This window comes from Pseudomonas sp. gcc21 (assembly GCF_012844345.1).
Classification (GTDB): Bacteria; Pseudomonadota; Gammaproteobacteria; order Pseudomonadales; family Pseudomonadaceae; genus Halopseudomonas.
In genome coordinates this window covers 59,182-84,290 of the sequence record NZ_CP051625.1, presented here as the reverse complement: position 1 = coordinate 84,290, position 25,109 = coordinate 59,182, and the positions used below count along the sequence as shown (strand labels likewise).

23 protein-coding genes are annotated in these 25,109 nt (G+C 61.6%); 10 read left to right on the top strand and 13 right to left on the bottom strand.

Annotated elements, in window-relative coordinates:
* Position 1: 1 nt before the first annotated feature.
* From HG264_RS00415 to xdhA, 10 genes are all read right to left on the bottom strand, one after another.
* Entirely contained in the window at positions 2 to 784 is a 783-nt protein-coding gene (locus tag HG264_RS00415; RefSeq protein ID WP_169405814.1) for an ABC transporter permease, read from the bottom strand.
* The gene (locus HG264_RS00410; RefSeq protein WP_169405813.1) at positions 781 to 1,566 is read right to left on the bottom strand and encodes an ABC transporter ATP-binding protein; all 786 of its coding nucleotides are present in this window, start codon (positions 1,564 to 1,566) and stop codon (positions 781 to 783) included. The genes HG264_RS00415 and HG264_RS00410 overlap by 4 nt, the downstream gene beginning before the upstream one ends.
* 63 nt (positions 1,567 to 1,629) lie before the next feature.
* Complete coding sequence (locus HG264_RS00405) at positions 1,630 to 2,679, bottom strand: ABC transporter substrate-binding protein (RefSeq protein WP_218573026.1); 1,050 nt, start codon at positions 2,677 to 2,679, stop codon at positions 1,630 to 1,632.
* Positions 2,680 to 2,886: 207 nt separating this feature from the next.
* Entirely contained in the window at positions 2,887 to 4,092 is a 1,206-nt protein-coding gene (locus HG264_RS00400; RefSeq protein ID WP_169405812.1) for a urate hydroxylase PuuD, read from the bottom strand.
* Complete coding sequence (guaD, locus tag HG264_RS00395; protein ID WP_169405811.1) at positions 4,073 to 5,452, bottom strand: guanine deaminase; 1,380 nt, start codon at positions 5,450 to 5,452, stop codon at positions 4,073 to 4,075. Before guaD ends, HG264_RS00400 begins: the two co-directional genes overlap by 20 nt.
* Positions 5,452 to 5,793: a hydroxyisourate hydrolase gene (gene uraH, locus HG264_RS00390; protein ID WP_169405810.1), complete on the bottom strand. Its 342-nt coding sequence runs from the start codon at positions 5,791 to 5,793 to the stop codon at positions 5,452 to 5,454. Before uraH ends, guaD begins: the two co-directional genes overlap by 1 nt.
* A complete protein-coding gene (gene uraD, locus HG264_RS00385; RefSeq protein ID WP_169405809.1) occupies positions 5,790 to 6,290 on the bottom strand; it encodes a 2-oxo-4-hydroxy-4-carboxy-5-ureidoimidazoline decarboxylase in 501 nt (166 codons plus the stop codon). Before uraD ends, uraH begins: the two co-directional genes overlap by 4 nt.
* Entirely contained in the window at positions 6,287 to 7,168 is an 882-nt protein-coding gene (gene xdhC, locus HG264_RS00380; RefSeq protein ID WP_169405808.1) for a xanthine dehydrogenase accessory protein XdhC, read from the bottom strand. Before xdhC ends, uraD begins: the two co-directional genes overlap by 4 nt.
* Entirely contained in the window at positions 7,168 to 9,522 is a 2,355-nt protein-coding gene (gene xdhB, locus HG264_RS00375) for a xanthine dehydrogenase molybdopterin binding subunit (protein WP_169405807.1), read from the bottom strand. The genes xdhC and xdhB overlap by 1 nt, the downstream gene beginning before the upstream one ends.
* Positions 9,515 to 10,972: a xanthine dehydrogenase small subunit gene (gene xdhA / locus HG264_RS00370; protein ID WP_169405806.1), complete on the bottom strand. Its 1,458-nt coding sequence runs from the start codon at positions 10,970 to 10,972 to the stop codon at positions 9,515 to 9,517. Before xdhA ends, xdhB begins: the two co-directional genes overlap by 8 nt.
* Positions 10,973 to 11,186: 214 nt before the next feature.
* Between xdhA and HG264_RS00365 the strand changes: the two genes are divergently transcribed.
* Genes HG264_RS00365 through HG264_RS00335 form a run of 7 tightly spaced genes read left to right on the top strand, consistent with a single transcriptional unit; the run spans position 11,187 to position 18,611 of the window.
* A complete protein-coding gene (locus tag HG264_RS00365; RefSeq protein ID WP_178102797.1) occupies positions 11,187 to 12,743 on the top strand; it encodes an ABC transporter ATP-binding protein in 1,557 nt (518 codons plus the stop codon).
* Entirely contained in the window at positions 12,730 to 13,818 is a 1,089-nt protein-coding gene (locus HG264_RS00360; protein WP_169405804.1) for an ABC transporter permease, read from the top strand. The genes HG264_RS00365 and HG264_RS00360 overlap by 14 nt, the downstream gene beginning before the upstream one ends.
* 1 nt (position 13,819) lies before the next feature.
* Positions 13,820 to 14,746 (top strand): ABC transporter permease, encoded by a 927-nt coding sequence (locus HG264_RS00355; protein WP_169405803.1) that lies wholly within the window; start codon positions 13,820 to 13,822, stop codon positions 14,744 to 14,746.
* Positions 14,747 to 14,798: 52 nt separating this feature from the next.
* The gene (locus HG264_RS00350) at positions 14,799 to 15,551 is read left to right on the top strand and encodes an outer membrane protein OmpK (RefSeq protein WP_169405802.1); all 753 of its coding nucleotides are present in this window, start codon (positions 14,799 to 14,801) and stop codon (positions 15,549 to 15,551) included.
* Positions 15,552 to 15,611: 60 nt separating this feature from the next.
* Complete coding sequence (locus HG264_RS00345; RefSeq protein WP_169405801.1) at positions 15,612 to 16,274, top strand: TetR/AcrR family transcriptional regulator; 663 nt, start codon at positions 15,612 to 15,614, stop codon at positions 16,272 to 16,274.
* Positions 16,275 to 16,304: 30 nt separating this feature from the next.
* A complete protein-coding gene (locus tag HG264_RS00340; protein ID WP_169405800.1) occupies positions 16,305 to 17,657 on the top strand; it encodes an amidohydrolase family protein in 1,353 nt (450 codons plus the stop codon).
* A 3-nt stretch (positions 17,658 to 17,660) separates the two neighbouring features.
* Complete coding sequence (locus tag HG264_RS00335; protein WP_169405799.1) at positions 17,661 to 18,611, top strand: isopenicillin N synthase family oxygenase; 951 nt, start codon at positions 17,661 to 17,663, stop codon at positions 18,609 to 18,611.
* Positions 18,612 to 18,656: 45 nt separating this feature from the next.
* On the opposite strand, the gene HG264_RS00330 is transcribed toward HG264_RS00335, so the two are convergent.
* A complete protein-coding gene (locus tag HG264_RS00330; RefSeq protein WP_169405798.1) occupies positions 18,657 to 20,018 on the bottom strand; it encodes an 8-oxoguanine deaminase in 1,362 nt (453 codons plus the stop codon).
* Between the two features lie 406 nt (positions 20,019 to 20,424).
* On the opposite strand from HG264_RS00330, the gene HG264_RS00325 reads away from it, so the two are divergent.
* Positions 20,425 to 21,366, top strand: a complete 942-nt coding sequence (locus tag HG264_RS00325; RefSeq protein WP_169405797.1) for an isopenicillin N synthase family oxygenase — start codon at positions 20,425 to 20,427, stop codon at positions 21,364 to 21,366.
* Positions 21,367 to 21,391: 25 nt separating this feature from the next.
* Entirely contained in the window at positions 21,392 to 22,381 is a 990-nt protein-coding gene (locus HG264_RS00320; protein ID WP_218573025.1) for an ABC transporter substrate-binding protein, read from the top strand.
* A gap of 48 nt (positions 22,382 to 22,429) precedes the next feature.
* Here the strand turns inward: HG264_RS00320 and HG264_RS00315 are convergent, their stop codons facing one another.
* Together HG264_RS00315 and HG264_RS00310 are read right to left on the bottom strand one after the other, a co-directional pair.
* Positions 22,430 to 23,194: an alpha/beta fold hydrolase gene (locus HG264_RS00315; protein ID WP_169405795.1), complete on the bottom strand. Its 765-nt coding sequence runs from the start codon at positions 23,192 to 23,194 to the stop codon at positions 22,430 to 22,432.
* Complete coding sequence (locus HG264_RS00310) at positions 23,187 to 24,140, bottom strand: isopenicillin N synthase family oxygenase (protein WP_169405794.1); 954 nt, start codon at positions 24,138 to 24,140, stop codon at positions 23,187 to 23,189. Before HG264_RS00310 ends, HG264_RS00315 begins: the two co-directional genes overlap by 8 nt.
* A gap of 107 nt (positions 24,141 to 24,247) precedes the next feature.
* On the opposite strand from HG264_RS00310, the gene wrbA reads away from it, so the two are divergent.
* Entirely contained in the window at positions 24,248 to 24,922 is a 675-nt protein-coding gene (gene wrbA, locus HG264_RS00305) for an NAD(P)H:quinone oxidoreductase (RefSeq protein ID WP_169405793.1), read from the top strand.
* The last annotated feature ends 187 nt before the right edge of the window (positions 24,923 to 25,109 follow it).

The window sequence follows — 25,109 nt, the reverse complement described above, 5'->3', positions numbered from 1 at the left end:
ATCAGAACGCGATATCCGACCCCCGAGTAGCCCAACGCGTCATGCGCCGTTCAACCAGGGCGAACACCTCGTACATCGCTACACCCATGACGCCGATCACCACCAGTCCGGCAAACACCAGACCCATGTTCATGGTGGAGCTGGCCGACATCATCAGATAGCCGATGCCCAGGTTCGAGGCGACCGTTTCAGAGATCACCGAGCCGACGAAGGCCAGGGTAATTGCCACTTTCAGCGAAGCGAAGAAATAAGGCATCGAGCGCGGCAGCGCTACCTTCTTCAGGATATCCAGCTTGCTGGCACCCAATGAGCGCAGCACGTCCTGCAGCTCAGGCTCCAGCGTCGCCAGCCCCGTCGCCATATTCACCACCACCGGGAAGAAGGAGATCAGAAAGGCCGTCAGGATCGCCGGCACCGTTCCAATGCCGAACCACACCACCAGCACCGGCACAAAGGCCACCTTGGGGATACTGTTGAAACCTACCAACAGCGGATACAGCGCCTTGTAGATGACCGGCGACGAGCCCACCAGAATGCCCAGCAACAGGCCGAACACCACCGCCAGACCGAACCCGGCCACCGTGGTGAAGAGTGTCTGCAACGCGTGTTGCATGATCGGCCCGCGGTACTGCAGCCAGGCAGCCCAGATATCGCTCGGCGCGGGAAACAGGTAAGTGGGGATGGTGAAAGCAAAGCACACCAGTTCCCACAACAGGGTCAGGGATACCAGCAACAGCCAGGGGGACGCCTTGATCAGCAGGCGTTTGCGTTGGGCACGGGTCATGGTCTGTTCTCCCGGATACGGCCAATGTGATCACGCAGCTCGAACACCAGCTCGGCGAACGTGTCGGTATAGGTCACGGCGATGTCCCGTGGGCGCGGCAGATCGACCGTTTTGCGTACCAGAATCCGCCCCGGCCCTTTACTCATCACATAGACGGTATCGGCGAGAAACACCGCTTCGCGCAAATCGTGGGTCACCAGTACGACAGTAAAGGGATCCTCCTGCCAGAGATCGCGCACCATGCACCAGAGCTCTTCCCGGGTGAAGGCATCCAGCGCGCCGAAGGGCTCATCGAGCATCAACAGGCTGGGTTTGTGGATTAGCGCGCGACAGATCGAAGCGCGCTGCTGCATGCCGCCGGAGAGCTCCCAGGGGTATTTGTCCTCGTTGCCCGCCAGCCCGACGCGCTTGAGCAGCGCCCGACCCATTTCTTCAAATTCGGCCTTGTCCTTGCTGAACCGATGGCGGTATTTCTTGACGATTTCCATGGGCAGCAGGATGTTTTCCAGCGTAGTGCGCCAGGGCAGCAGGTTTGAAGCCTGAAAGGCCATGCCCACGCCCTCCTGCGGCCCCTTTACCGGATTGCCACCCAGGTAGACCTGGCCCTCGCTGGGCGGTGCCAGCCCGGTGACCAGTTTCATCAATGTCGATTTGCCGCAGCCGGACGGGCCGACCACGGCAACAAACTCGTTCTGCTTCACACGCAAACTGACGTCTTCGATGGCTAACGGGCCGTCATCGCCATAGCGCATGCTGACGTTCTCAAAATGAACCAGATCCATAAACTCTCCGCGACCGCAAAATACGGGCCCGCTACGCGAGCCCTTGCAGGGATAGTGGGTGTATCAGTCGACCTTGCGGTCTTCAACCGGTGGCAGGTAACTGCTGTCGAACAGGTTGGCCAGCTCAGGCGAAGCGCTCAGACCATAGGCCGACACCATGCCGTCAAAGGCGCGAGCCAGACGTGCATCATCAACGCTGCCCAGACCGTTGGCGCGGGTTTCATCGGTGACAACATAGGTCTCAAAGGCCAGCTTCAGACGGCGCAGCTCCAGCGCCTCATCGACCAGTGCGTCCTGCTTCTTGACGTAGGTGACAGCCGCTTCCGGGTCCGCCAGGGTCTCTTGCACTGCTCTATTAAAGGCGCGGAGAAAACCCCGCACAGCCTCAGGATTGGATTGCAGGAAGTCATCTCGCGCGATAATGGTGTTGCCGTAGAACTCGACCCCGTGGTCGGGATACTTCATTGCCACGATGTCCTTGGCGTCAACGCCACGAGCCTCTAGGTTTAGCAGGCTGGTGAAGTAGAAACCCGAGATAGCGTCCAGCTGCCCACGGGCCAGCAGCGTCTCGCGCAGGGCTGGTTCCACCGATTGCCAATCGACCGAGTCGACAGCCAGCCCGTTGGCCTGAGCAAAGGCCGGCCAGGCCTTGCGCCCGCCGTCGAATACCGGCGCACCCAGCGTCTTGCCCGCAAGATCTCCTGGTACCTTGATGCCGGAATTGCTCAGGGCGAACACCGTAGCGGGGGTCGAATTGTAGAGCATGTAGATTCCGGTGACTTCGGTGCCAGGATTGTTTGCCACGGTTTCGGTCAGCGCACTGTAATCGGCGATCCCCATGTCGTAGCTGTTGGAGGCCAGACGCGTAACCGCACCGGCGCTGCCGCTACCGGAATCGATGGTCACGTTCAGGCCTTCTTCCTTGAAGTAGCCCTTGTCTCGCGCCAGCAGGAATGGCGCGGAGGGTCCTTCGAAGCGCCAATCGAGGGTGAAGCGGATATCGGTCGCCGCGTGGCTGGCCATGCTCAGGGCCAGGGCACCGACGCCGGCGGTGAGCGCCAGCCCCTTGGACAGACGCTGGAAAAGTCCGCTTGTCGTAGAATGTTCCTTCATGCGTTACCTCGTCTCTGGAATCTTCGTACATCGTTGTGAAGCCAGGCGCAGTGCCTGACCTGTTCACAACTTCCAGAGCAATAGGCGTACCACTTTCAACGCTTTTACCAACAAACTCCTACAAAGCTGACCAAATGGTCGAGTCAGCGACCCAAGCGCCCTGCCCGGCGTGAAACATCTGCTCCAGACGCAGGTACGATCGCACTATCAGGGTGCATTCTGGCTCAACCATTGCCCCAGTTGGGCGCGCTCTTCATCCGTCATTCCGGTCATGTTGCCCAGCGGCATGTAGTGCGTATCAACCGCGGCCTGACGCACCTTCGCCCCGTGCTGAATCAACGCCCACAGCTCATCAAGCGCAATGCCGGCGGGGGCCGCTTGAAATGCGGGATGCTCGGGGGACGTTGCGTGACAGGCGACGCAGTGGTTGCGCACTATGGCTGTTGCCGTCGCGTCAGTGACAGCAGGCGCGTCGGCGCTGGATTCTGCTGCGGTGCGCGGCGCAGGTGCCACCGCCCAGATCAGCGCCAGTGTCAGCAGCGCACTGATAATCAGGATCGATGGACGCGTCACGCCGTGGTGGCGCAGGTTGAAGAAGTGCCGCGCAAAGGCCGTGATGAAGCCGATCGCCGCGAGAATCGCCCACCCGTACGCGTGGCTATACAACATCGGATAGTGATTGCTGATCATGATGAAGATGACCGGCAGCGTCATGTAGTTGTTATGTACTGACCGCAGCTTGGCACGCGCGGCAAGTTGCGCGACGCGTGCATCCGGCTCCTGCCCTTTCTCGATGGCATCCACGAGCGCGCGCTGCGCCGGCATGATGCCGAGAAAGACGTTGGCGACCATGATGGTGCCCACTACCGCGCCCACATGGATGTATGCACCGCGCCCGGCGAACACCTGAAACAGGCCCCAGGCGACCAGCACTAGCAGCCCGTAAAGCACTGCGCCAAAGGCCAGACCGTGGCGGGCCAGCGGACTGCGAATCAGCGCCTCGTACACCAGCATCACCACCGCCAGCGTGCCGAGCCCGACGGCGACAGCCCCGCCCGTGCTCAACGCCACCTTGCTGGCATCGATCAGATAGCCGGGGTTGCCGAAGTAATACACCGCAAACAGCAGCGCCATGCCACTGATGAAGGTGCTGTAGGCCTCCCACTTGAACCAGTGCAGCTCACCGGGCATCTTCTCCGGCGCCAGCTGGTACTTGGCGACCTCATAGATACCGCCGCCATGGATGGCCCACAGGTCACCCTTGATGCCCTTGTCCTTCTTCCATTGCGGCGGTTCGCGCAGATGGTTGTCGAGCCAGATAAAATAAAACGAAGCGCCGATCCAGGCTACGCCTGCAATGACATGAAACCAGCGGATGATCAGACTCAGCCACTCAGCCAGGTACGCATGCATTCAGTACAACTCCTTGTGCAGTATCACGATCGTACCGGCACTGGCCGGCAACATAGGTGCGTTGGATGGCGCGGTCATCCCCGAGGATCATGAGATCGAACAGGATGCCCTGCAGATCATCGGCCGCCGTGGCTTTCATCTTCAGCATGGGGCTGGCGGCGCGGTCCAGAACCACAAAATCAGCGTACTTGCCAGGCTGCAGATTGCCGGTCTGATCGGCCTGGTGCAGCACCTCGGCATTCCCCAGCGTGGCCATGTAGAACGCCTGGAAGGGATTCAGCGACCGCTCGCGTAGCTGACATACCTTGTAGGCCTCGGCCATGGTCGCCAGCATCGACAGGCTGGTGCCGCCGCCTACATCCGAGGCCAGCCCCACGCTCACCCCCGCCGCCCGCGCTCTGGCCAGATCAAACAGGCCGCTGCCGAGAAAGGTATTGGAGGTCGGGCAGAAGGCTATGCGCGTACCGGTTTCCCGCAGACGCTGGCGATCGCGGTCATCGATATGGATACCGTGGGCGAGCACACTGGTCGGCCCGAGCAGAGCAAAGTGGTCGTAAACGTCCAGATAGCTTTCGCATTCGGGAAACAGCTCCTTGATCCAGGCGATCTCGGCGTGATTCTCGGCCCAGTGTGTCTGCATCAGAACTCCGGGGTTTTCGGCCAGAAGCCGACCAGCCAGCTCAAGCTGTTCGGGACTGGAAGTGGCAGCGAAACGCGGGGTAACGGCGTAGCGCTGGCGGCCGGTGCCATGCCAACGTTCGATCAGGCGGCGGCTTTCCAGGTAGCTTGTTTCGGCGGTATCGCGCACGCCATCGGGCGCGTGTCGATCCATCATCACCCTGCCGGCGGTGACCGCCATATTGCGCGAATGGGCCGCGCTGAACAGCGCCTCGGTGGCGACCTCGTGGGAGGTGCTGAAGACCAGCCCCGAGGTGGTGCCGTGCGCCAGCAGCAGTTCAACAAAGAGCTCAGCCCGCTCCGTTGCCCAGTCCGCATCGGCAAAGCGCGCCTCCGCCGGAAAGGTGTAGGTTTCCAGCCAGTCGAGCAGCTGCGTGCCGTAGCTTGCCATGACAGACAGTTGCGGCATATGCACGTGGGTATCGATAAAGCCCGGTACGATCAGGCTGTCCGGCCAGTGTTCGACCACCGTGCCGGTCGGCAGCTGCGCGAGCAAGCGCTCGGCCTCCCCCACTGCCAGCACGCGGCCGTCGGCAATGATCAGCAGACCGTCTTCAAGGTGTTCATAGCTTGTCGGGTCGGGCACACCCAACCCGGGTTCGGCAAGAAAATGCAGCAGCGGACCGCGCACTGCGGTGCAACCCTCCGGAAAGGATTGAATTGGAATCGTCGCTAGGCTCATCAGCTACCCCGGTACGTTGAATAACCCCATTGGTTCAGCAATAGCGGCACGTGGTAATGCGCCGCGGGATCGTCAATCCGGAAGCTGATGCTCACTGAAGGGTAAAAACACTCCTTGCCCTGGGCACGGAAATACCCCTCGGTGTCAAAGGTGAGCCGGTAGACACCCGCCGAAAATGTGCCGGCAAAGCCGTCCGTAACGCGGCCGTCCTGATTGGTTTTGGCGCTGGCGATCTGTTCCCAGCCGGATTCACTCTGGCGCTCCAGCACGATGCACACATCAGCGGCGGGTCGCCCGCTACCGAGATCCAGGATATGGGTAGTGAGAGGGCTTTTGCTCATAGCAGTTTGTCCAAACGGATATGGGTGATTTTGGCCTGCTCGGCACCGGCGATGTCGATTTCCGTTTCCCGGCAATTGGGCAGACGGGCTTCGAGCAGCGTGAGCATTTCCTGGGCACTCTTGCCCGTGGCGCAGACGATGAAGATGAAGCCGAACTTGTTTTCGTAGGCCTCGTTGCCCTCCTTCAGGCGCTGCAGAACCTCTTCCGGAGCGGCCTGGGCGCCGGACTGTTCGCCACTCGCCAGCGCTTCGGTACTGGCATATCTGCTGCGCAGGCTCTTGATGTCGCCAATCTTGGGGTGCGCCTCGAACGCCGCCAGCCAGTCGGCTTCGGTCAAGGTCGGCCAGAGCGCGCGCGACGCGTCGTGCAGTGCATCCATGGAGTGAAAGGGCCGCCTCTCCACCATGGGTCTGGCCCAGGCATCCGCCGCACAGCAATCACGAAACAACGTCAGCGCTGCGTCGGCAGGCAGCTGGTTGAGCTCTTCAAGGGTCATTGCGCCTCCACAGGCTGATTCGGGGAAGTATGTTCAGCGCCCGGCAGCAACGCCTTCAGCTCATTCCACTTGACGCCACGGCGTCTGGCCTTGGGCTGATCGATCGCGGCCAGTGACAGCAGTTCTGCGCAAATGGATACCGCGACCTCCATTGGCCGCTTGCCGGGCACATCGCTGCGCCCGACCGGGCAGCGGATCGAAGCGATCTGCTCGGCGGTATAGCCACGGTGTTCCAGCCGCAGCCGGAAGCGTTCGGCCTTGGTCTGCGAGCCGATCAGGCCGATGCTGGTCGCGCTGCCTGCGTCCAGCAAGGCCCGACACAGCTCGTAATCGAGCTGATGATTGTGCGTCAGGATCAACGCATGGCTACCGGCGCACAGGTCCTGGCCATCACCCACCGGATCGTCCGTCAGGTGCTGTCGCACATTCGCGGACAATGCCGCCGCCTCGGGAAAAGCGTCGGCCCGGGAATCGACCCAGACCACCTGCCAAGGCAAATGTCCCATGATGGTCATCAGTGCACGGCCCACATGGCCTGCACCGAATACCACCAGCCGCGCCTCGCTCCCGGGCTGACCCTCGAGCAATACCGAGACGCTGCCGCCACAACACTGGCCAAGGCTCGCGCCCAGCGGGAAGTGTTGCAGCTGGGTTTCATAGCGGCGCGCGGCAAGTTGCTCGCGCGCGCGGGTCATGATCTGAAACTCCAGATGGCCACCGCCAATGGTGTCGTAACTGTGCTCTGCGGTGATGACCATCTTGCTGGCCGGCTCACGTGGCACCGAGCCCGCCACGCCCAGAACGGTCACCAGCACATAGGGTTCGCCGCGCGCTTCGCAGTCGGCGACCGCCTGATACCAGGGCATGCGCTTGTCCATTACCGGTTCTCCTCTTGCGCGGCCAGCCAGCTCTGCGCCGCGTTCACCGCGCCGAGCATGCGCTCGGGCGTGGCCGGTGCATCCAGTGGCGGACTGAAACGGTAATCCGTCAGGCTGGCCACCGCATCGCGCAGCGCGCACCAGACCGATATACCCAACATGAAAGGCGGTTCACCCACCGCTTTGGAGCGGAAGATGGTCGCCTCGGTGTTCGGGCTGTTCTCCAGCAACTGCACGCGAAAATCGGCGGGCGTATCGGAAATCGCGGGGATCTTGTAGGTCGCGGGCCCGGTCGTCATCAGCCGCCCTTCCGGGCTGTACACCAGCTCCTCTGTGGTCAGCCAGCCCATGCACTGAATGAAGCCGCCCTCGATCTGCCCGATATCAATCGCCGGATTGAGCGATTGCCCCACGTCATGCAGGATATCCGCGCGGGTGACCTTGTATTCCCCGGTCAGAGTGTCGACAAGCACCTCGGAGCACGCGGCGCCGTTGGCGTAGTACAGGAATGGATGGCCGTGCCCCTTGGCGTAATCGAAGTGAATCTTTGGCGTCGAGTAGAACCCGGACGAGGACAGCGAGATTCGGTTCATGTAGGCGGTGCGCACGAAGGTGCCCCAGCTGACGCGCTGCTCGGCCATGACCACTTCGTTGTTCTCGAAACGCACATCACCGGTCTTGCATGACCAGTGCTCCGCGGCGAATTCAATCAGTCGCGCCTTGATCTTCTCGCAGGCATCCAGCGCCGCCATCCCATTCAGATCGCTGCCCGAGGATGCCGCGGTCGGCGAGGTGTTGGGCACCTTGTCGGTGCGCGTGGCCGAAACGGCAACGCAGCTCACATCCACTTGAAACGCCGAGGCAACCACCTGGGCAATCTTGATATAGAGCCCCTGGCCCATTTCGGTGCCGCCGTGGTTGATGTGGATACTACCGTCAGTGTAGATGTGCACCAGCGCGCCGGCCTGGTTCAGGTGCGTGGCGGTGAAGGAAATGCCGAACTTGACCGGCGTGAGTGCCAGGCCGCGTTTAAGCACCGAGCTCTGCGAATTGAACGCACGGATCTGCTCACGTCGCGCCTGATAATCCGAGCTGGTTTCCAGCTGACCGATCAGCTCGGCGAGCACGTGCTGCTCGATCTGCTGACCGTAATGGGTGATGTCCCGGCCTTCGCCATACAGGTTGCGTTTGCGCACTTCCAGCGGATCGAGCTGCAGATAGCGGGCGATGTCATCCATAGCCTTCTCGATGATCATCATCCCCTGCGGCCCGCCAAAACCGCGAAACGCGGTATTCGACACTGTATGGGTCTTGCAGCGGTGGCCGGTCACCCGGGCCTGATCGAGAAAATAGGCGTTGTCCGCGTGGAACATGGCGCGATCGACAATGGCATCGGACAGATCCGGTGAATAACCACAGCGCCCGGCAACCATGATATCGGCGCCGCGTATCACGCCCTGATCATCGAAACCCAGATCGAAGGTGTTGAAGAAATCATGGCGCTTGCCGGTCTGCACCATGTCATCGGCGCGCGACAGGCGATATTTGATCGCCTTGCCGGTGACATGCGCCAGCAGCGAGGCGACGCAGGCGAGCGCCGCAGCCTGGGTCTCCTTGCCACCGAAACCGCCGCCCATTCGCCGCACCTCAGCCTGCACCGCGTGAATCGGCAGCCCCAGCACTTCGGCGACCAGCTTCTGCACTTCGGAGGGATGCTGGCTGGAGGTATGCACGAACATGCCGCCATCTTCGGTTGGCTCAACCAGGCAGGCCTGCCCTTCCAGATAGAAATGCTCCTGCCCGCCAACCTCCAGCTGGCCTTGCAACCGGTGCGGCGCTGCCGCGAGGGCCTGATCAGGATCGCCGCGCAAATGGGTATTGGTGGGACGGACGAAAAATTCCTGTTCAAGCGCCTTGTCGATTGTCAGCACCGGTTCGAGCAGTTCGTATTCGACCTTGGCCAGGCGCGCCGCTTTGCGCGCTGCGATGTGGCTGGTGGCGGCGACCGCAAAGATCGGCTGGCCGATATGTTCGACCAGTTCGCCAGCCAGCACCGGATCACCGGGGAACACCGGACCTATGTCGGTATGGCCCGGTACGTCGTCAACTGTCACCACCGCAACCACGCCCGGATAACTGCGCACCGCACTCAGATCCATCGACACAATGCGCGCATGCGCATGCTGGCTATGGCCTACAGCTGCGTGCAGAAGGCCCTCCGGCTCGGGCAGGTCATCAATGTAGCGGGCCTCGCCGCGCACGTGTTTCCAGGCGCTGTCGTGCAGGGTGCTCTGCCCTGCCAGACCGGTCGCCGCCGCTGGCTGATGTGCGGTTTCGCTTGGGAGTCTACGCATGATGGGTCACCGAAAGCAGAGGTTGGGCATTAACGCCGGCGCGGTGTTCGAGTAGCGCGCGACGCAGCAGATTGCCGGCGATCTGGCTCCGATAACTGGCGGAGGCGCGCGCATCGGATAGCGGCGTGAAGTCCTGCGCCAGCGCGTTGATCGCGGCGCTCACGGCAGCTTCATCAAAGGCCTGACCGCGCAGCGCGGCTTCGGCGGCCTGCGCTCGCTTGGGCGTTGCAGCCATGCCGCCATAGGCCAGCCGGCAGTCGAGGATCTCATTGCCCGCAAAGCGGAACCAGAAAGCCCCGAGCACGGCGGAGATATCGTCATCCAGCCGCTTGGAGACCTTGTAGATGAACAGCCGATCGTCCTGCGTCGCCGTCGGGATACGCACGCTGCGAATGAATTCCTGCGGGCGCAGCGCGGTTTTGCGATACCTCAGAAAGAAATCATCCAGCGCCACGCGGCGTTCGCCCTCGGCGCTGTCCAGCACCAGTTCAGCGCCCAGCGCCAGCAACGGGGGCGGCATGTCGCCAATCGGCGAGGCATTGGCGATGTTGCCGCCGAGCGTGCCGCGGTTGCGTATCTGCAGGGAGGCCAGGCGATCCAGCAGCGGGCCGAATGTCGGCCAGTCGCCTACCAAGAGATCATCCGCCTGGGTGTAGGTCACCGCCGCCCCGATCTCAAGGACCGATTCGGTTCTGCTCAGACGTTGTAGCTCCGGCACCCGCTCCACTGACACCAGATGCGGCACATCGAGAAGCTGCTGGGTGATTTCCAACGCCAGATCAGTGGTGCCGGCCATCAGACGCGCTGCGGGATTGTCCGCCAGCAGCTGCCGCAGTTCCGCCAGCGATACCGGCGCGTGATAAGTGCGGCCCGATGCATGGCTCATGGACACCGACTGCGCGGGGGCAGGCGTCTGTGCAGCATTGACAAAGAGCGCGTCGCCTTCCCAGGCCGCCGATTCATCAATAATGGACTGACGCCCCGCTTCGATAATGGGCCGGTAACCGGTACAGCGACACAGATTACCGGCGAGCGCTTCAATCAGGCGCTCCTGATCACAATCACGCCCATGTACTGTCACCTCGCGGTGCAGCCCGACCATCGACATGATGAAGCCCGGCGTACAGAAGCCGCACTGCGAGCCGTGACATTCGACCATAGCCGTTTGCACCGGGTGCGCTGGCTCATCGCGCAGCGCATCTACCGTGACCAGATGGCGGCCGTGCAGGCTGCCAATCAGAGCAATGCAGCTATTAATGCTCTGGTAGTGCGTTTCGCCATCTTCGCCCGGCACGCCGAGCAGTACCGTGCAAGCGCCGCAGTCACCCGAGGCGCAGCCCTCTTTGGTGCCTGTGAGCCGCTTTTCGGTGCGTAGCCATTCCAGAATGCTCAAATTTGGGTCAACTCCTTCAAGGAGTTCTGGACGCCCGTTCAGATAAAATTCGATCACTGTTGTCTCCGGATCCCGACATCGTGAAGTGTTACGCCGCTTGGCGCCCCTAGATTCCGCAAGGGTGGCGGGATATTCACCCTGACCTCTGCAAAAAGCTGACCACTTAGTCCAAATACCGATTTTTTTGACGACATGATGCTGTTGGCAAGCAAATTGCTATTAGCCAAATGTTGATTAACTGGTCAGTTAATCTGAGGCTAAGGGTGTGAAGATGGCGAGTACCGCGCGTCTGGAATTAGTGAACATCGTTAAACAGTACCCCGGCTGCCGGGCGAACGACGGCGTTCACCTCAAGGTAGCCGCGGGCGAGATACATGCTTTGCTCGGGGAGAACGGCGCAGGCAAGAGCACCTTGATGAAGGTCATCTACGGTGTCGTTCAGCCGGATGAAGGAAGCGTCATCTGGAACGGTACGCCCCTCTCTATCCAGGGGCCACGTCACGCACGTGATATCGGCGTGGGCATGGTGTTTCAGCACTTTTCCCTGTTTGAAGCCCTGACCGTTGCGGAAAACATTGCATTAAGTCTGCCAGCAAGCGAAGCGAGGAATAGCCGCGAGCTGGAGGCACGGATCAGGGATGTATCGACGCGCTACGGCATGGCGCTGGATCCCAGGCGGCATGTGTCCAATCTGTCGATCGGCGAGCGTCAGCGCGTTGAAATCGTGCGCTGCCTGATCCAGCAGAGCGCGCTGCTCATCCTGGATGAGCCCACCTCGGTTCTGACTCCACAGGAAGTACAGATTCTGTTCCGTACCCTGCGTCAGCTGTCGGCGGAGGGCTGCAGCATTCTGTTTATCAGCCACAAATTGCAGGAAGTCCGCGACCTCTGCCACAAGGCTACCGTCATGCGCGGCGGCAAGGTAACCGGGTCCTGCGTGCCTTCCGAGGTATCGGTGGATGATATCGCTCGGATGATGGTCGGCAGCGACACGCCGCTCTCTGCGCAGGCCACGCCCTCCCAACCCGGAGGCGTACTGCTGAGCATGCGCCAGCTCAGTCACCCCACTACGGACCCGTTTGGCTCCAGCCTGGATGCGATTGACATGGAGCTGCGCGCCGGCGAGATCGTCGGTATCGCCGGCGTCGCGGGCAACGGTCAGGATGAACTGCTCCGTGCATTGTCCGGCGAGCGCCGCAGCGCAGCGGGCTGCCTGCTGATCGATGGTGAGGATATAGGCCCAGCCGGCCCGGCCCAACGCCGCGAGGCCGGCATGGCCATCGTGCCGGAAGAGCGCCTCGGGCGTGGCGCCGTGCCGGGCATGTCACTGGTCTCCAATACATTGCTCACAGCCTATGGCCACGGACTGGTCAAGCGCGACTGGGTGCGCAGCGGCAAGGTACGCGAATACGCCGCGCGTATACGTGAGCGCTTCAACGTGCGCAGCGCAAGCATTGATAGCACGGCGGCCAGCCTGTCCGGCGGCAACCTGCAAAAATTCATCATCGGTCGCGAAGCCTTGCAGCAGCCGCGCCTGCTGGTTGCCTCGCACCCGACCTGGGGCGTGGACGTCGGCTCGGCAGTAGCCATCCACGAAGCCCTCATACAGCTGCGCGATCAGGGCGCAGCTGTATTACTGATTTCCGAAGATCTGGACGAGCTGTATCAGCTGTGTGACCGCCTGGGCGCCCTATGCAGCGGACGCCTGTCGCCACTGGTACGCACTAGCGAGCTGGGCATTGAACAGCTGGGGCAATGGATGGCCGGAGAATTTCCGCGCTCGCACGCCGCTCCGTCGGCAGCGGAGGTGACCCATGCTGTCGCTTGAACGGCGCGCGGTCGATTCGCGTTTGATGCAGTGGGCCTCACCGGTACTGGCGCTGCTGCTCACTGTCCTCACCGGTCTGGTGTTGTTCTGGGCGCTGGGTAAGGACCCGCTGGCCGCCCTCGGTTTCTTCTTTCTGGTCCCTCTGAGCGACACCCACGGCTGGGCCGAACTCGGACTGAAAATGGCGCCACTGTTGCTCTGCGCAGCGGGACTGACGGTGTGCTACCGCACCCGCGTCTGGAATATCGGGGCTGAAGGCCAGTTCCTGATGGGCGCGCTCTGGGCGTCGGTGGCTGCACTCAACTTGAGCGACGCCACCGGCTTCTGGGTCCTGCCCGTGGTGTTGGGTGCCGGCATTGTCGCGGGCGCGCTGTGGGCCTGGCTGGCGGCAGTGCTTAAAACGCAGTTTCACTGCAATGAAATCCTGACCACCATCATGCTCAACTACATCGCGCTGAACCTGCTGCTCTATGCAGTGCATGGTCCGCTGCGCGATCCGATGGGCTTCGGATTCCCGCAGTCCGAGATGTTCGCCGCCTCTGCGCTGCTGCCACAGCTGATCGACGGGACCCGCCTGCACATCGGCCTGCTGTTCGCGCTGTTTGCCGCTGTCGCTGTCGGCGTGCTGTTCACCCGGACCTTCGTCGGCTTCCAGCTCAACGTACTGGGGCAGGACAACCGCGCCGCGGCCTTCGCAGGCTTCGGTGAGAAACGGCTGATCTGGCTGGCTTTTCTGATTGCAGGCGGTCTCGCTGGTCTGGCCGGGGCCTCGGAAGTATCCGGCCCTATCCGCCAGCTGATCCCGCAGGTATCCCCGGGTTACGGCTACACGGCCATCATCGTGGTCTTCCTGGGCCGTATGCAGGCGGTCGGCATCATCCTCGCCAGCGCCCTGCTTGCCCTCACCTTCATGGGCGGCGAAATGCTGCAGATCGCCATGAACATGCCCAAGGCCATCACCGGTCTGTTCCAGGGGCTGCTGCTGTTCTATCTGCTGACCTGCGATGCCTTCATCCATTACCGCCTGCGCCTGCGTCGTCCGCAGTCGAGTGTGGCCATCGGGCAGGAGGCCTGACATGGATACGCTACTGATCACCAACATTCTGGCTGCGACCATCATCGCCGGCACGCCGCTGCTGCTGGTGGCCCTCGGCGAGCTGGTGTGCGAACGCTCCGGCGTACTCAACCTCGGGCAGGAAGGCATGATGCTGATGGGTGCGGTGATGGGCTTTATCGCCGCGGTCACCAGCGGCAGTTTGGCCGTCGGGGTGCTGGTGGCCATCCTTGCCGGGATTGTGATGTCGATGCTCTTCGCGCTCATGGCAGTCACGCTGGCGGCCAACCAGTACGCCGCCGGTCTGGCGCTGACGATCTTCGGCACCGGCTTGAGCGCCTTCATCGGCAGCAGCTACGTCGGCCAGTCCATCTCCGGCTTCCCCAAGATCGCCATTCCCTATCTGTCCGACATTCCTGTGCTGGGGCCAGTGCTGTTTCGCCAGGACCTGCTGGTTTACCTCTCGCTGGTCCTGTTCGTGCTGGTCTATGTGTTCCTGCGCTACACCCGGGGCGGCCTGATCGTGCGCGCCGTGGGTGAATCACCTGAAGCCGCCAACGCCAATGGCATGCGCGTGCTCGCGGTGCGATACCTGGCAGTCGCCTTCGGTGGCGGCATGGCCGGCCTGGCGGGCGCTTATCTATCGCTGGCCTACACGCCCATGTGGACTGAAAACATGACGTCGGGCCGCGGCTGGATCGCCCTGGCCCTGGTGGTATTCGCCACCTGGAAACCCGAGCGCGTATTACTCGGAGCCTACCTGTTCGGCGCCGCGAGCATTCTGCATCTGGTCTTGCAGGGTCTCGGCTGGCGCAGCTCCACCGAGCTGCTGGCGACGCTGCCCTACGTCGTGACCATCGCGGTACTGGTGCTGTTGTCGTGCAACCCGGCGCGCACGCGCCTGAACACCCCTTTTTCCATCGGCCAGCCTTATCGGCCAAGCAAGTGAGCTGTAGTACCCCTATGCCAACCAGAGAAATAACCACATCAAGGATATGACCATGAAAGTAATGAAGAAAACGTTGCTGGCAGTCTGCGTCGCAGCCTCCTTCGTCCCTGCTGCTCAAGCCGAGAAGTTCTTCTCCGACTCGAGCATTTCCATCCTCTACAGTGATGACTATGAGGCGTTCGGCCGGCAGCAACGCACCGACACCTACTTCACTTTCGAGAACGCGACCGGCCACAACTGGGGCAGCACCTTTCTCTTCGTGGACCGCAATCAGGGCCACGGCAAGGACGCGGATTCCGATGACCTGTATGGCGAGTTTGCGCCCAACATCAGCCTCAGCTGGCTGACCGGCAAGGATCTGAGCGCCGGCCTGATCAAGGACGTGACCCTGTCAGGTCAGTACGAAATGGGCGGCGGCACCAACGTCAACAACTACATGCTCGGCATGGGTCTTGACTGGAACGTTCCCGGCTTCCAGTACTTTGGCACCAGGGTCTACCACGTCAACAACAGCGAAACAGACAATGACTACCAGCTGACTGTCGTCTGGGGCGCGCCCATGGAATTCGGCGCTACCCGCATCCTGTTCGACGGCTACATTGACTGGTCCAGCGCCGCAGACGACCACAAGTCGGATTTCCACTTCAACCCGCAGCTGAAGCTGGATATCGGCAACTACTTCGGCAGCCCGCGCGTGCTGTATGCAGGGATCGAGTATTCCTACTGGAACAACAAGTACGGCCTGGGTGATGCCGTGATGGACACCGAAAGCGCCACCAGCGCCCTGATCAAGCTGCACTTTTGATCAAGCCAGGGAGTTCGGCTAACGTCGAACTCCCTACCGTATAAAAGTGACGAGACAGGTATGAGCACTCAGAGCCGAACTCGAACTCGAACAAAAACCTATCGTCCCGGACGCATACGCGAACGTAACCGCGGGAACATTCTGGCGGCCGCGGAGAAGGAATTTGCCCAACACGGCTTCCGTGGTGCAACGATTCAGAACATTGCCGAACGGGCAGAGCTGCCGAAATCCAATGTGCTGTATTACTTCAGCAACAAGAACGAAATCTACAGCGCCATGTTCGACGACATCATGACGCGCTGGAACGCCGTATTCAGCTCGGTGTCGCCGGAGGACGACCCCGCCACCGCACTGGCTACCTTCATTCGCACCAAAGTCGAGATGTCACGCACCCATCCATTGGCTTCACGTCTGTTTGCACTGGAGATCATCCAGGGCGCGCCGTTTCTGATGGACCATCTGCGCGGCACCATGCGCGACTGGGTCCGCGGGCGAGCCACCGTCATTCAGCAATGGGTTGATGAAGGCCGGATGGCCAAGGTCGATCCGGTGCAACTGATCTTCCTGATCTGGTCATCCACCCAACACTACGCCGACTTCCAGATACAGATCCTGATGGTGGAAAACAAGGCCGAATACGAAAAGCTCGATTTCGACCACGCGGCCGACTTTCTCACCGAGGTGATCCTGCGTGGCTGCGGCCTGGAGCCACCCAAGACTTGACCCCATGAACGTGCATGAAAGCGAGCAACAATGAACAGTTTTGCGATCACCAATGTAGCCATCTTTACCGTCGACCCGGCCGACAGGGTCATCCCATGCGGCACGCTGATTGTGCAGCAAGGCCGGATCGTCTCACTAGGAACCACCGAAGCGATACAGGTGCCGCCCGACATACCGGTGATCGACGCCAGCGGGCACGCGTTGCTGCCCGGGCTGATTGACTGCCACTCGCATTCGAGCCTGATGCGTGGCGTCACGGAAAACATGCAGCTGATGGAATGGCTGCCCTACTACCAGCTTGAGCATCGTGCCCTGACCGAAGAGTACGCATTCCATTCCGCGCGGCTGTGTTATCTGGAAGCCCTGAAAAGCGGCACCACCTGCGTGATGGACATGTACCGCTTCATGCACCGCTGCGCCGAGGCCGCTGAAGAGGTGGGGCTGCGGGTGAACCTCGCTCCCTATGTAGCCGATGCGCCAGGCAAGGATTTCTTCGCCAGCCTGGCGGAAAATCACACCCTGATCCACAGCCACCACGGCAGCCAGAACGGCCGCATTCAGGTATGGATGGGGCTCGAACACCTCTTCTACTGCACCGCCGATGCCTACACCCAGGCGCTACAAGCACAGCGCGATTATGGCGTCGGCATCCACACCCATGCCTGCGAGCAACGCGAGGAAGACCAGGCGGTCGAGCGACACTTCGGCCGCCGCTCGATCGCGCAGCTGGATCACTACGGCATCCTCGGCGAGCGCACCCTGCTGGCCCATTGTGTGTGGCTGAATGACGATGAAATCAAACGTATTGCCGATACCGGCACCGCCATCGCCCACTGCCCTGTCAGCAACGCCAAATTGGCCAGCGGTGTTGCCCGCGTGCCCGAGATGCTGGCCGCCGGTATCACGGTCGGGCTTGGGACTGACGGCCCGGTATGCAACAACAGCCTGAGCCTGTTCGAGGAAATGAAGTTCGCCTCGCTGATCCAGAAAGCCACCCGGCTGGAAGCCACCTTGCTGCCAGCCAGTCAGATGCTACGCATGGCCACCATCAACGGTGCCCGCGCGCTGGGCCTGGACCGCGACATCGGCTCGCTGGAAGTCGGCAAATGTGCCGACCTACTGCTGCTTGATCTGGGCATGCCCAACATGACCCCGGCGCAGGTCGATGCCCAGGGCGGCAATGTGCTGTGGAACCTGGTGTTTGCTGCAGGCAGTCAGAACGTCGCCAGCGTCTGGGTCGATGGTCGCCAACTGATCGCCAATGGGCAGACGACGCGCCTGAATGAACGCGAAGTCATCCTTGAGGCGCAGGCGCACGGCCTGGCGCTGTTTGAGCGTTGCCGCGACATATCACATCTCAAATCAACCATGCTCGGGGACTAATCGATGCAATCGCTACCCATTATTTCTGTCGCAGGCCTGAATAGCCCTGATCCCGCCGACCGTGCCAGGGTTGCCGCCGAACTGGGCCGCGCCTGCCGTGAAGTCGGTTTCTTTTATGTTGTGGATCATGGGATACCTGCAGAGCGCATCCAGCGTGCGTTCGGCGATGCCCGACAGCTGTTCGAACTCCCGCTTCGAGACAAGCAAGCCATGTCCATCAAGCTGTCCCCGCACAATCGTGGTTACGTGGCGATGGCCGATGAGCGGCTGAATCCGCGGGCCGGGGCCGACATGAAAGAGGCCTTCAATATCGGCACAGAGTTCGCTGCCGATCACCCCGACGTGGTGGCCGGTAAACCCTTTCGCGGCGTCAACTTCTGGCCGGAGCTTGCACAGTGGCGGGATCGGATGCTGGCGTATTTCAACGATTGCCTCGAACTGGGCCGACTGCTGCATAAAGGTTTCAGTATCGATCTGGGGCTGGCTGAAACGCACTTTGAAGAACATCTGGCCGAGCCCGTCGCCACGCTGCGCCTGCTGCGCTACCCGGCCAGCGCCCACAAGGAGGCGCGCGAGGATGCCGGAGCAGGTGCCCACACGGACTATGGCAACATCACCCTGTTAGCCACCGACGAGGTCGCCGGTTTGCAGGTACTGACCCGTCAGAACGAGTGGATCGAAGCGCCCTATGTCCCCGGTGCCTATGTGTGCAATATCGGCGACTGCCTGATGCGCTGGAGCAATGACATCTATGTGTCCACTCCGCATCGGGTACGTCCGCCGAAGCGTGAACGCTACTCCATCGCTTTCTTTCTGGAAGTGGACCCCGACGCGATCGTTGATCCCCGCGATGTTGTGCCCAATGCAGAGCCGAAGTACCCGCCGGTCACCTGCGGTGAGTACCTCGCGGCCAGACTCAACGCCACCTACGCCCACCGCCAGCCTGGCGCATAGCCTGCGAGCCCTTGTCGCGCTCTGGCGCTACAAGGGCCAGCCCGCTCAACCAATCAGCTCGGCTGCCAGGCGGTTGTGATCTTCGATCAATGTGGGCAACTCCCCGGTCAGCAATCCACCCCGCTCCACTACCAGCCGGCCATTGATAATGCTGTAGGCCACCCGTGGCGGTGTGCAGAATACCAATGCGGCCAGCGGATCGGTCTGCGCGCCCGCCATGGCGATATCGTCAGTGCGAAACGCCACGATATCGGCGCAATAACCCGCCTGGATACGGCCCAGGGCGTCGCTTCGGCCGAGCACCTCTGCCCCGCCCCGGGTCGCCAGTTCGAGGGCTTCGCGGGCGGTCATCGCACCGGGATTTTCATCCCGCACGCGGGCCGAAAGCATCGCCTGGCGCGCCTCATCGAGCAGGTTGTTGCTGTCATTCGAGGCGCTACCGTCCACCCCAAGACCAACCTTCACTCCCGCATCACGCATTTTCCTGATCGGCGCCAGGCCGGACGCGAGCCGCATATTGGAGCACGGACAATGCGCAACCCCTGTGCCGGTGCGCGCAAACAGGGCGATGCCGGCATCGTCCAGCTTGACGCAGTGGGCGTGCCAGGTGTTTTCACCCACCCAGCCGACTTCCTCGGCATATTCTGTGGGGGTCATGTTGTACACCTCCCGGCAGAAATCCACATCCTTGCGATTTTCCGCGGTATGGGTATGCATGCCGACACCGTAGGCGCGGGCCAGTTTGCCGGTCTCGATCATCAGCTCGCGGGTCACGGTGAAAGGCGAGGAAGGCGCAACGACCACGCGGGTCATGGCGTCGGGCGCTGCATCGTTGTGCGCTTCAATCACGCGTTGCATGTCGCTGAGAATCGCATTCTCGTCGGCTTCCACCAACGAGTCCGGTGGCAGACCGCCTTTGCTCTGCCCCAGGCTTATGGCACCGCGCCCGGCGTGGAAGCGGATGCCCATCTCGCGGGCAGCTTGGATGCTGTCCTCGAGCTGGATGCCGTTGACGTACAGATAGGCCTGGTCCATTGCCGTGGTGCAGCCGCTGAGCATCAGTTCGGCCACAGCAGTGCGGGTCGCGGCACGGGCCATTTCCGGCGTGAGCCGCGCCCATACCGGGAACAGCGCGCTGAGCCAGTCGAACAGCTCGGCATCTTGCGCCGCCGGCAGCACCCGGGTGAGCGACTGGAACATGTGGTGGTGGGTATTGATCAGCCCCGGTATGACCACGTGGCCGGTCAGATCGATCACCCGATCGGCCGTATCGGGCAGCTCTGCGGCCGGACCGACCGCCTCGATGCGGCTGCCGCGGATGAATACAGAACCGCCGGCAATCTCGCGCTTTCGATCATCCATGGTTGCCACCAGCGTGGCGTTCTTCAGTAACAGGGTCTTGCTCATAATCTATTTCCTTGGCCAGTTCGGCGTCATTCAATAAACAGTTTGTTCAACAGCGTGTTCAAACAGTGAGCTCAAAACAGAGAGTTCGATAACCTCGCAGGGCTCCGCTCTGCGCAAGTCCGAATGCAAATCCGGGGCCGGCCTTTAGCCAGCGGGAAGGGCCATTATTTGGTGCCGTTGACGGAACCGCGGCCCAGGTCGGTGCAGAAACGCTTCCGCATGGCGCAAAAAGCTCATGAATCGCCCGCCTTCAGGCATGGCACAGGCTTTGCTATCAAATTCCTGATTGTCCGGTCAGGTTATGAGCCGCCCGTTTCAGTAGCACAACCGGGGCTAAACCAGGGACCTTTTTCGCAGCGAGATTCGCGAGGGCACATGGCCCATCCAGCATCCCGGAGATACATCTATGAGCGAGCAGGCACTATCCATTCCGATCATCGACTTTGGCCCTTTTATCCAGGGCGACCCGACAGCCAGGCAACAGGTTGCCGCACAGATGCGCGACGCCAGCAGCCAGTGGGGATTCTTCTACCTGGCCAACTGCGGCATGCCCCAGACCAGTGTTGATAAGGCTTTTCAGGCATCCAAGAACTTCTTTTCCCTGCCAGACGAGATCAAACAATCAGTGGCCTGGCAAAACGCACAGAGCAACAGAGGCTACGTGGGCGTGCGCCGCGAGCGTCTGGACCCGAGCAGGCCGGGCGACCTGAAAGAAGCGTTCAACGCCGGTCCGGAGGATCGCGATGCCAGCGCGGCGCGTAATCTCTGGCCTGCGGATCAGCCTGAATTCCGTGCGCACGTCGAGACCTTTCTGGCAGATTGCATCACCACTGCAGACCGCATTCTGGAAGCTTTCGCGGTGGCACTTGACCAACCGGACGATTTTTTTGTCAATGCGCACGACCTTCGCCATCACACCCTGCGGCTGCTGCACTATCCACCTTTGCCGCAGGATTTTGCCGCCGAGCAGGGCGAGAGCCGCGCCGGTGCGCATACCGATTACGGCAGTATTACTTTGCTGTTTCAGGACGACGCCGGCGGCTTGGAAGTGTGTACTCGCCAGGGTGAATGGGTACAGGCGACACCGATTCCGGGCACTGTGGTGATCAACACCGGCGACTTGATGCACCGCTGGACCAACCATGTGTTCTGTTCAACTCCTCATCGGGTAAACGTGCCCAAGGCCGCGATGCACCGCCACCGCTACTCGATCGCCTTTTTCTGTCAACCCAACAAGAACGCCCATATCGAATGTATAGACACCTGTACCGACGCCGGCAATCCGGTGCGCTACCCACCGATTACGGCAGGTGATCATCTTCTGCAACGCCTGAATGCCACGTACTAAGAACCTCAACCCAGGAATTTCAATCATGCACAACAAGAGCCGAATCGCCCTTGCACTAGCACTCGGATTAGGCATTAACAGCCTGACCGCTTTTGCCGCAGAACTAACCCCTGTAACCATTATTACCAACTGGTACGCCCAGGCTGAGCAAGGCGGAGTGTATGCCGCTAAGGCCATGGGCATTTACGAAGAACATGGCCTCGACGTGACCATCCGCATGGGTGGTCCGCAGGTCAATAACGTGCAACTGCTGATGGGCGGCAAAGGTGATTTCAGCATGGGCTATGCACTGCAATCGCTGAACGCAGTGCAACAAGATATTCCGATGGTCGCCGTTGCCGCTTTTTTTCAGAAGGACCCGCAAACGCTGGTAACGCATACCGGCGTCGGTAACGATTCGCTGGCTGATCTGAAAGGCAAGGGCCTGCGTATTCCAACCTCTGGCCGCGTCGCCTATTGGCCGTGGCTGAAAGCTGAATACGGCTTCACCGACGATCAGTTGCGGCCCTACGACTACAGCTTCGGTCCTTTCATTGCCGATGAGCAGACGGTGCAACAGGGCTATGTCACCAATGACGGTTACTTCCTTGCAAAGGAAGGTGTTGAAGCCCAGAGCCTGCTGCTGGCCGACTACGGATGGAATGCATATTCCGCCACCTTGGACACCACCCAGGCGCTGATTGACGAGAACCCCGAGCTGGTACAGAACATGGTCGCCGCAACAGCAAAGGGTTGGGCCGCCTACTTCGAAGATCCTGCTCAGGCCAACGCGCTGATCAAAGCGGACAACCCGGATATGGCAGATGATCTGTTGGCCTACAGCACGGGCAAGATGCAGGAGGAAGGGATGCTTCTCTCGGGTGACGCCGCCGACGGTCAGTACGGCATCATGACCGCTGAGCGTTGGGAGCTATTCTTTAATGACATGGCCAAGGCAGGAACCCTGCCGGCGGATCTGGACTGGGAAAAGGCCTTCGATCTGCGCTTTGTCGACGCGCTCTACACCCAGGAATAACCGCTGCACTCAACAACCGACCGCGCCCCAAAGCGCGGTGGGTTGCACTCACGCTACCGAGGCATGCCGCGAGATGAATCCGGCCATTACCTCGGCCAGCCGTTCCGGCGCAGATGCCTGAGGCACGTGACCGGTATCCAGACTGACCACTTCGGCGCCCGGCACCAATGCCTGCATGCGGCGTTGCGTGGCCAAAACCACCGAGCGATCCTGCAGGGCTTCGACATACAAGCGCGGCAAGCGTCCGAAATGCTCCTGCGTCCACACCGGCACCATAGTGCGCGCCCCTTCCGGTTGCAGGGAAAAGCGCTCGGCGGCGGCCAGAGCCAGGTCATCCGGCAGATCCTGCAGGAATATCTTGCGGATCGCCTCGACCGGTACCCAGGAAGCGCTGCGGTCAGCGGTCCACTGCAGATACGGACCTATGCCAGCCGCGGCGGGCTCGCTCTTGACCACTTCGGCGACCACCTCGGCGAAGCTGCTGCCGGAGGGCAGCATCATGCCAGCGATATAGATCACGCCTGCCACCCGCTCGGCCATACGCTCCGCTGCCTGCGTAGAGATCGCGCCGCCGCCGGAATGTCCGACCAGCACGATTGGCCCGTCGGTCCCGGCGCAGCAGTCCAGCACATGCTCGACACACCCCGCAAGCGACACCGTCTCTGGCTCGGCCGGGTGCCGGGGCGAGCCCGGCATATCCGGCGTCAGCACGGCATACCCCTGGGCCTGCAACAACGGCGTCAGTTGCGCCCATACCCAGCTGCCTGCCCAGGCACCATGGATCAGTACCAGCGTCGCTTTGCGCTCAGACATAGGTCCTCCTGTACATTTCACGCAGATGACCCTCTACCGTGACCGGCGCGTACTTCGGCTGCTCGCCTTCACCCAGGCAACCCGGCAGGCAGCGCACCTCGTGCTGCGGCGCGCCGCTATAGAAGAAGGGTACCGAGTAGCGCTCGGCGCCGGAGGTATTGATGACCCGATGCAGGGTCGAGCGGTAACGGTCATTGGTCCAGCGCGCGATCATGTCGCCGAGGTTGACCACGAAGGTGCCGGGTATCGGTTGAGCATCCAGCCAGCGCTCGTTCAGCGCATCCCACACCTGCAGGCCTGGCTTGTCATCGAGCAGCAGGATGGTGACGCCGCCGAAGTCCGTGTGCGCGCCGCAGCCCTTTTCGCCGGGCAGCGGCTGCGCGGGCTGGGGCGGATAATGCAGAAGGCGCAGGGTCGCCAGTGGCTCGGTGCAGAACGCCTCGAAATAGTCCTCGGGCAGCTCCAGCGACAACGCCAGCGCGGCCATGATTTCCCTGCTCAGCTCCAGAAGCGCCCCGTAGTACTCCATCATCACCGGAGCAAAATCGGGCACGCCCGCCGGCCACTGGTTGGGCCCCATATTGAAGGCGCCAGCCAGCACCCGCGGATCGTCTTCCGCCAATTCCTCCCCGATGTAGAACCCCTCCTTCAGATCCGGCGGCGCACCGGGCTCCAGGGTCTGTCCGCCTAGAAACTCATAGCCGCGGTTGGCGGCCGACAGTGCCTTGTCCACCTTCCGCTTGTCGGCCATCGGCTGATCGAAGAATGCCTTCGATGCTGCGAATACCCTGTCGATCAGAGCCTGCGGGACGCCGTGGCCGGCCACATAAAAGAAACCGGTGTGCACGCAGGCTTCACGCAGGGCATCACCCAGCGCGCGTTTGTGGAACTCATCGCCGGCACGCATCGGTGTCAGGTCGATGACCGGCAGTTTTCCAACTGACATCAGGCAAATCCTCCGTTGGCATGAAACACGCTTAAGTTGTCCAGACGGTCAGCTATTCACGATACGTGCCAGCAGACTGACAACGGACAACAGAGGAAAAAAGTGCAATGAACGAAGCGAAAATCACCATAGTCGTCGACTCCCGATACGGCAGCACCCTGACCCTCGCGCAGGCGATCGCAGCGGGCGCGGCGGATGCAGGCGCCGAGGTCAGACTCTGTCGGGTCGACATCACCGAGCCTGAATTCAGCATCGATACCGGGCGCGCCGACTTCCTCGCGGCCCAGGCCGAGTACCGGGCGCTACCACGCGCCAGCGCGCAGGATCTGGAATGGGCCACGGGCATCATCTGGGGCTCACCCACCCGCTACGGCCTGATGAGCACACCGCTGCGGGCCTTTATCGACGAGATAGCCCCGCTGTGGCGCCAGGGCGCGCTGATCGGCAAGGTCGGCGCTGCCTTTACCTCCACCGGGGGCATGCATTCCGGTAATGAAATGACCCTGCTGGCCCTGCTGATGCCCTTCATGCAGCACGGCATGATCATCGCGGGCGTACCCCATAGCGTGCCGGCGCTGGTCCGCACCCGCAGCGGCGGCTCGCCCTACGGCGCCTCGGCGGTTACCGGATTCGATGGTGCGCTGGGTGTGGATGCCGGCGAGAAGGCCATCGCCCGCGCGCTGGGCGCACGGGTCGCCAGGCTGGCCGGCCAGATCACCCCGGAGCCGGCTTCCGTCGAGCTGGCCGCTTCGGCGGCCGAATCGCCAGAAGCAGCCAGCTGATGCTGTCCACATCCGGTGCGACGCACCTGGTTCTTGATCGAATTCGGTGCGTAATCGACTGCGCGTTAGCCACAACCGTCGCCAGCCACAAGCCTTTCAACTGCTGGCACAGCGCTTGCAAATTCAAAACTTGAATCGATGGTCAGGTTATTCAACTAACGCCCGACCCTAACGGCAGTGATCAAAC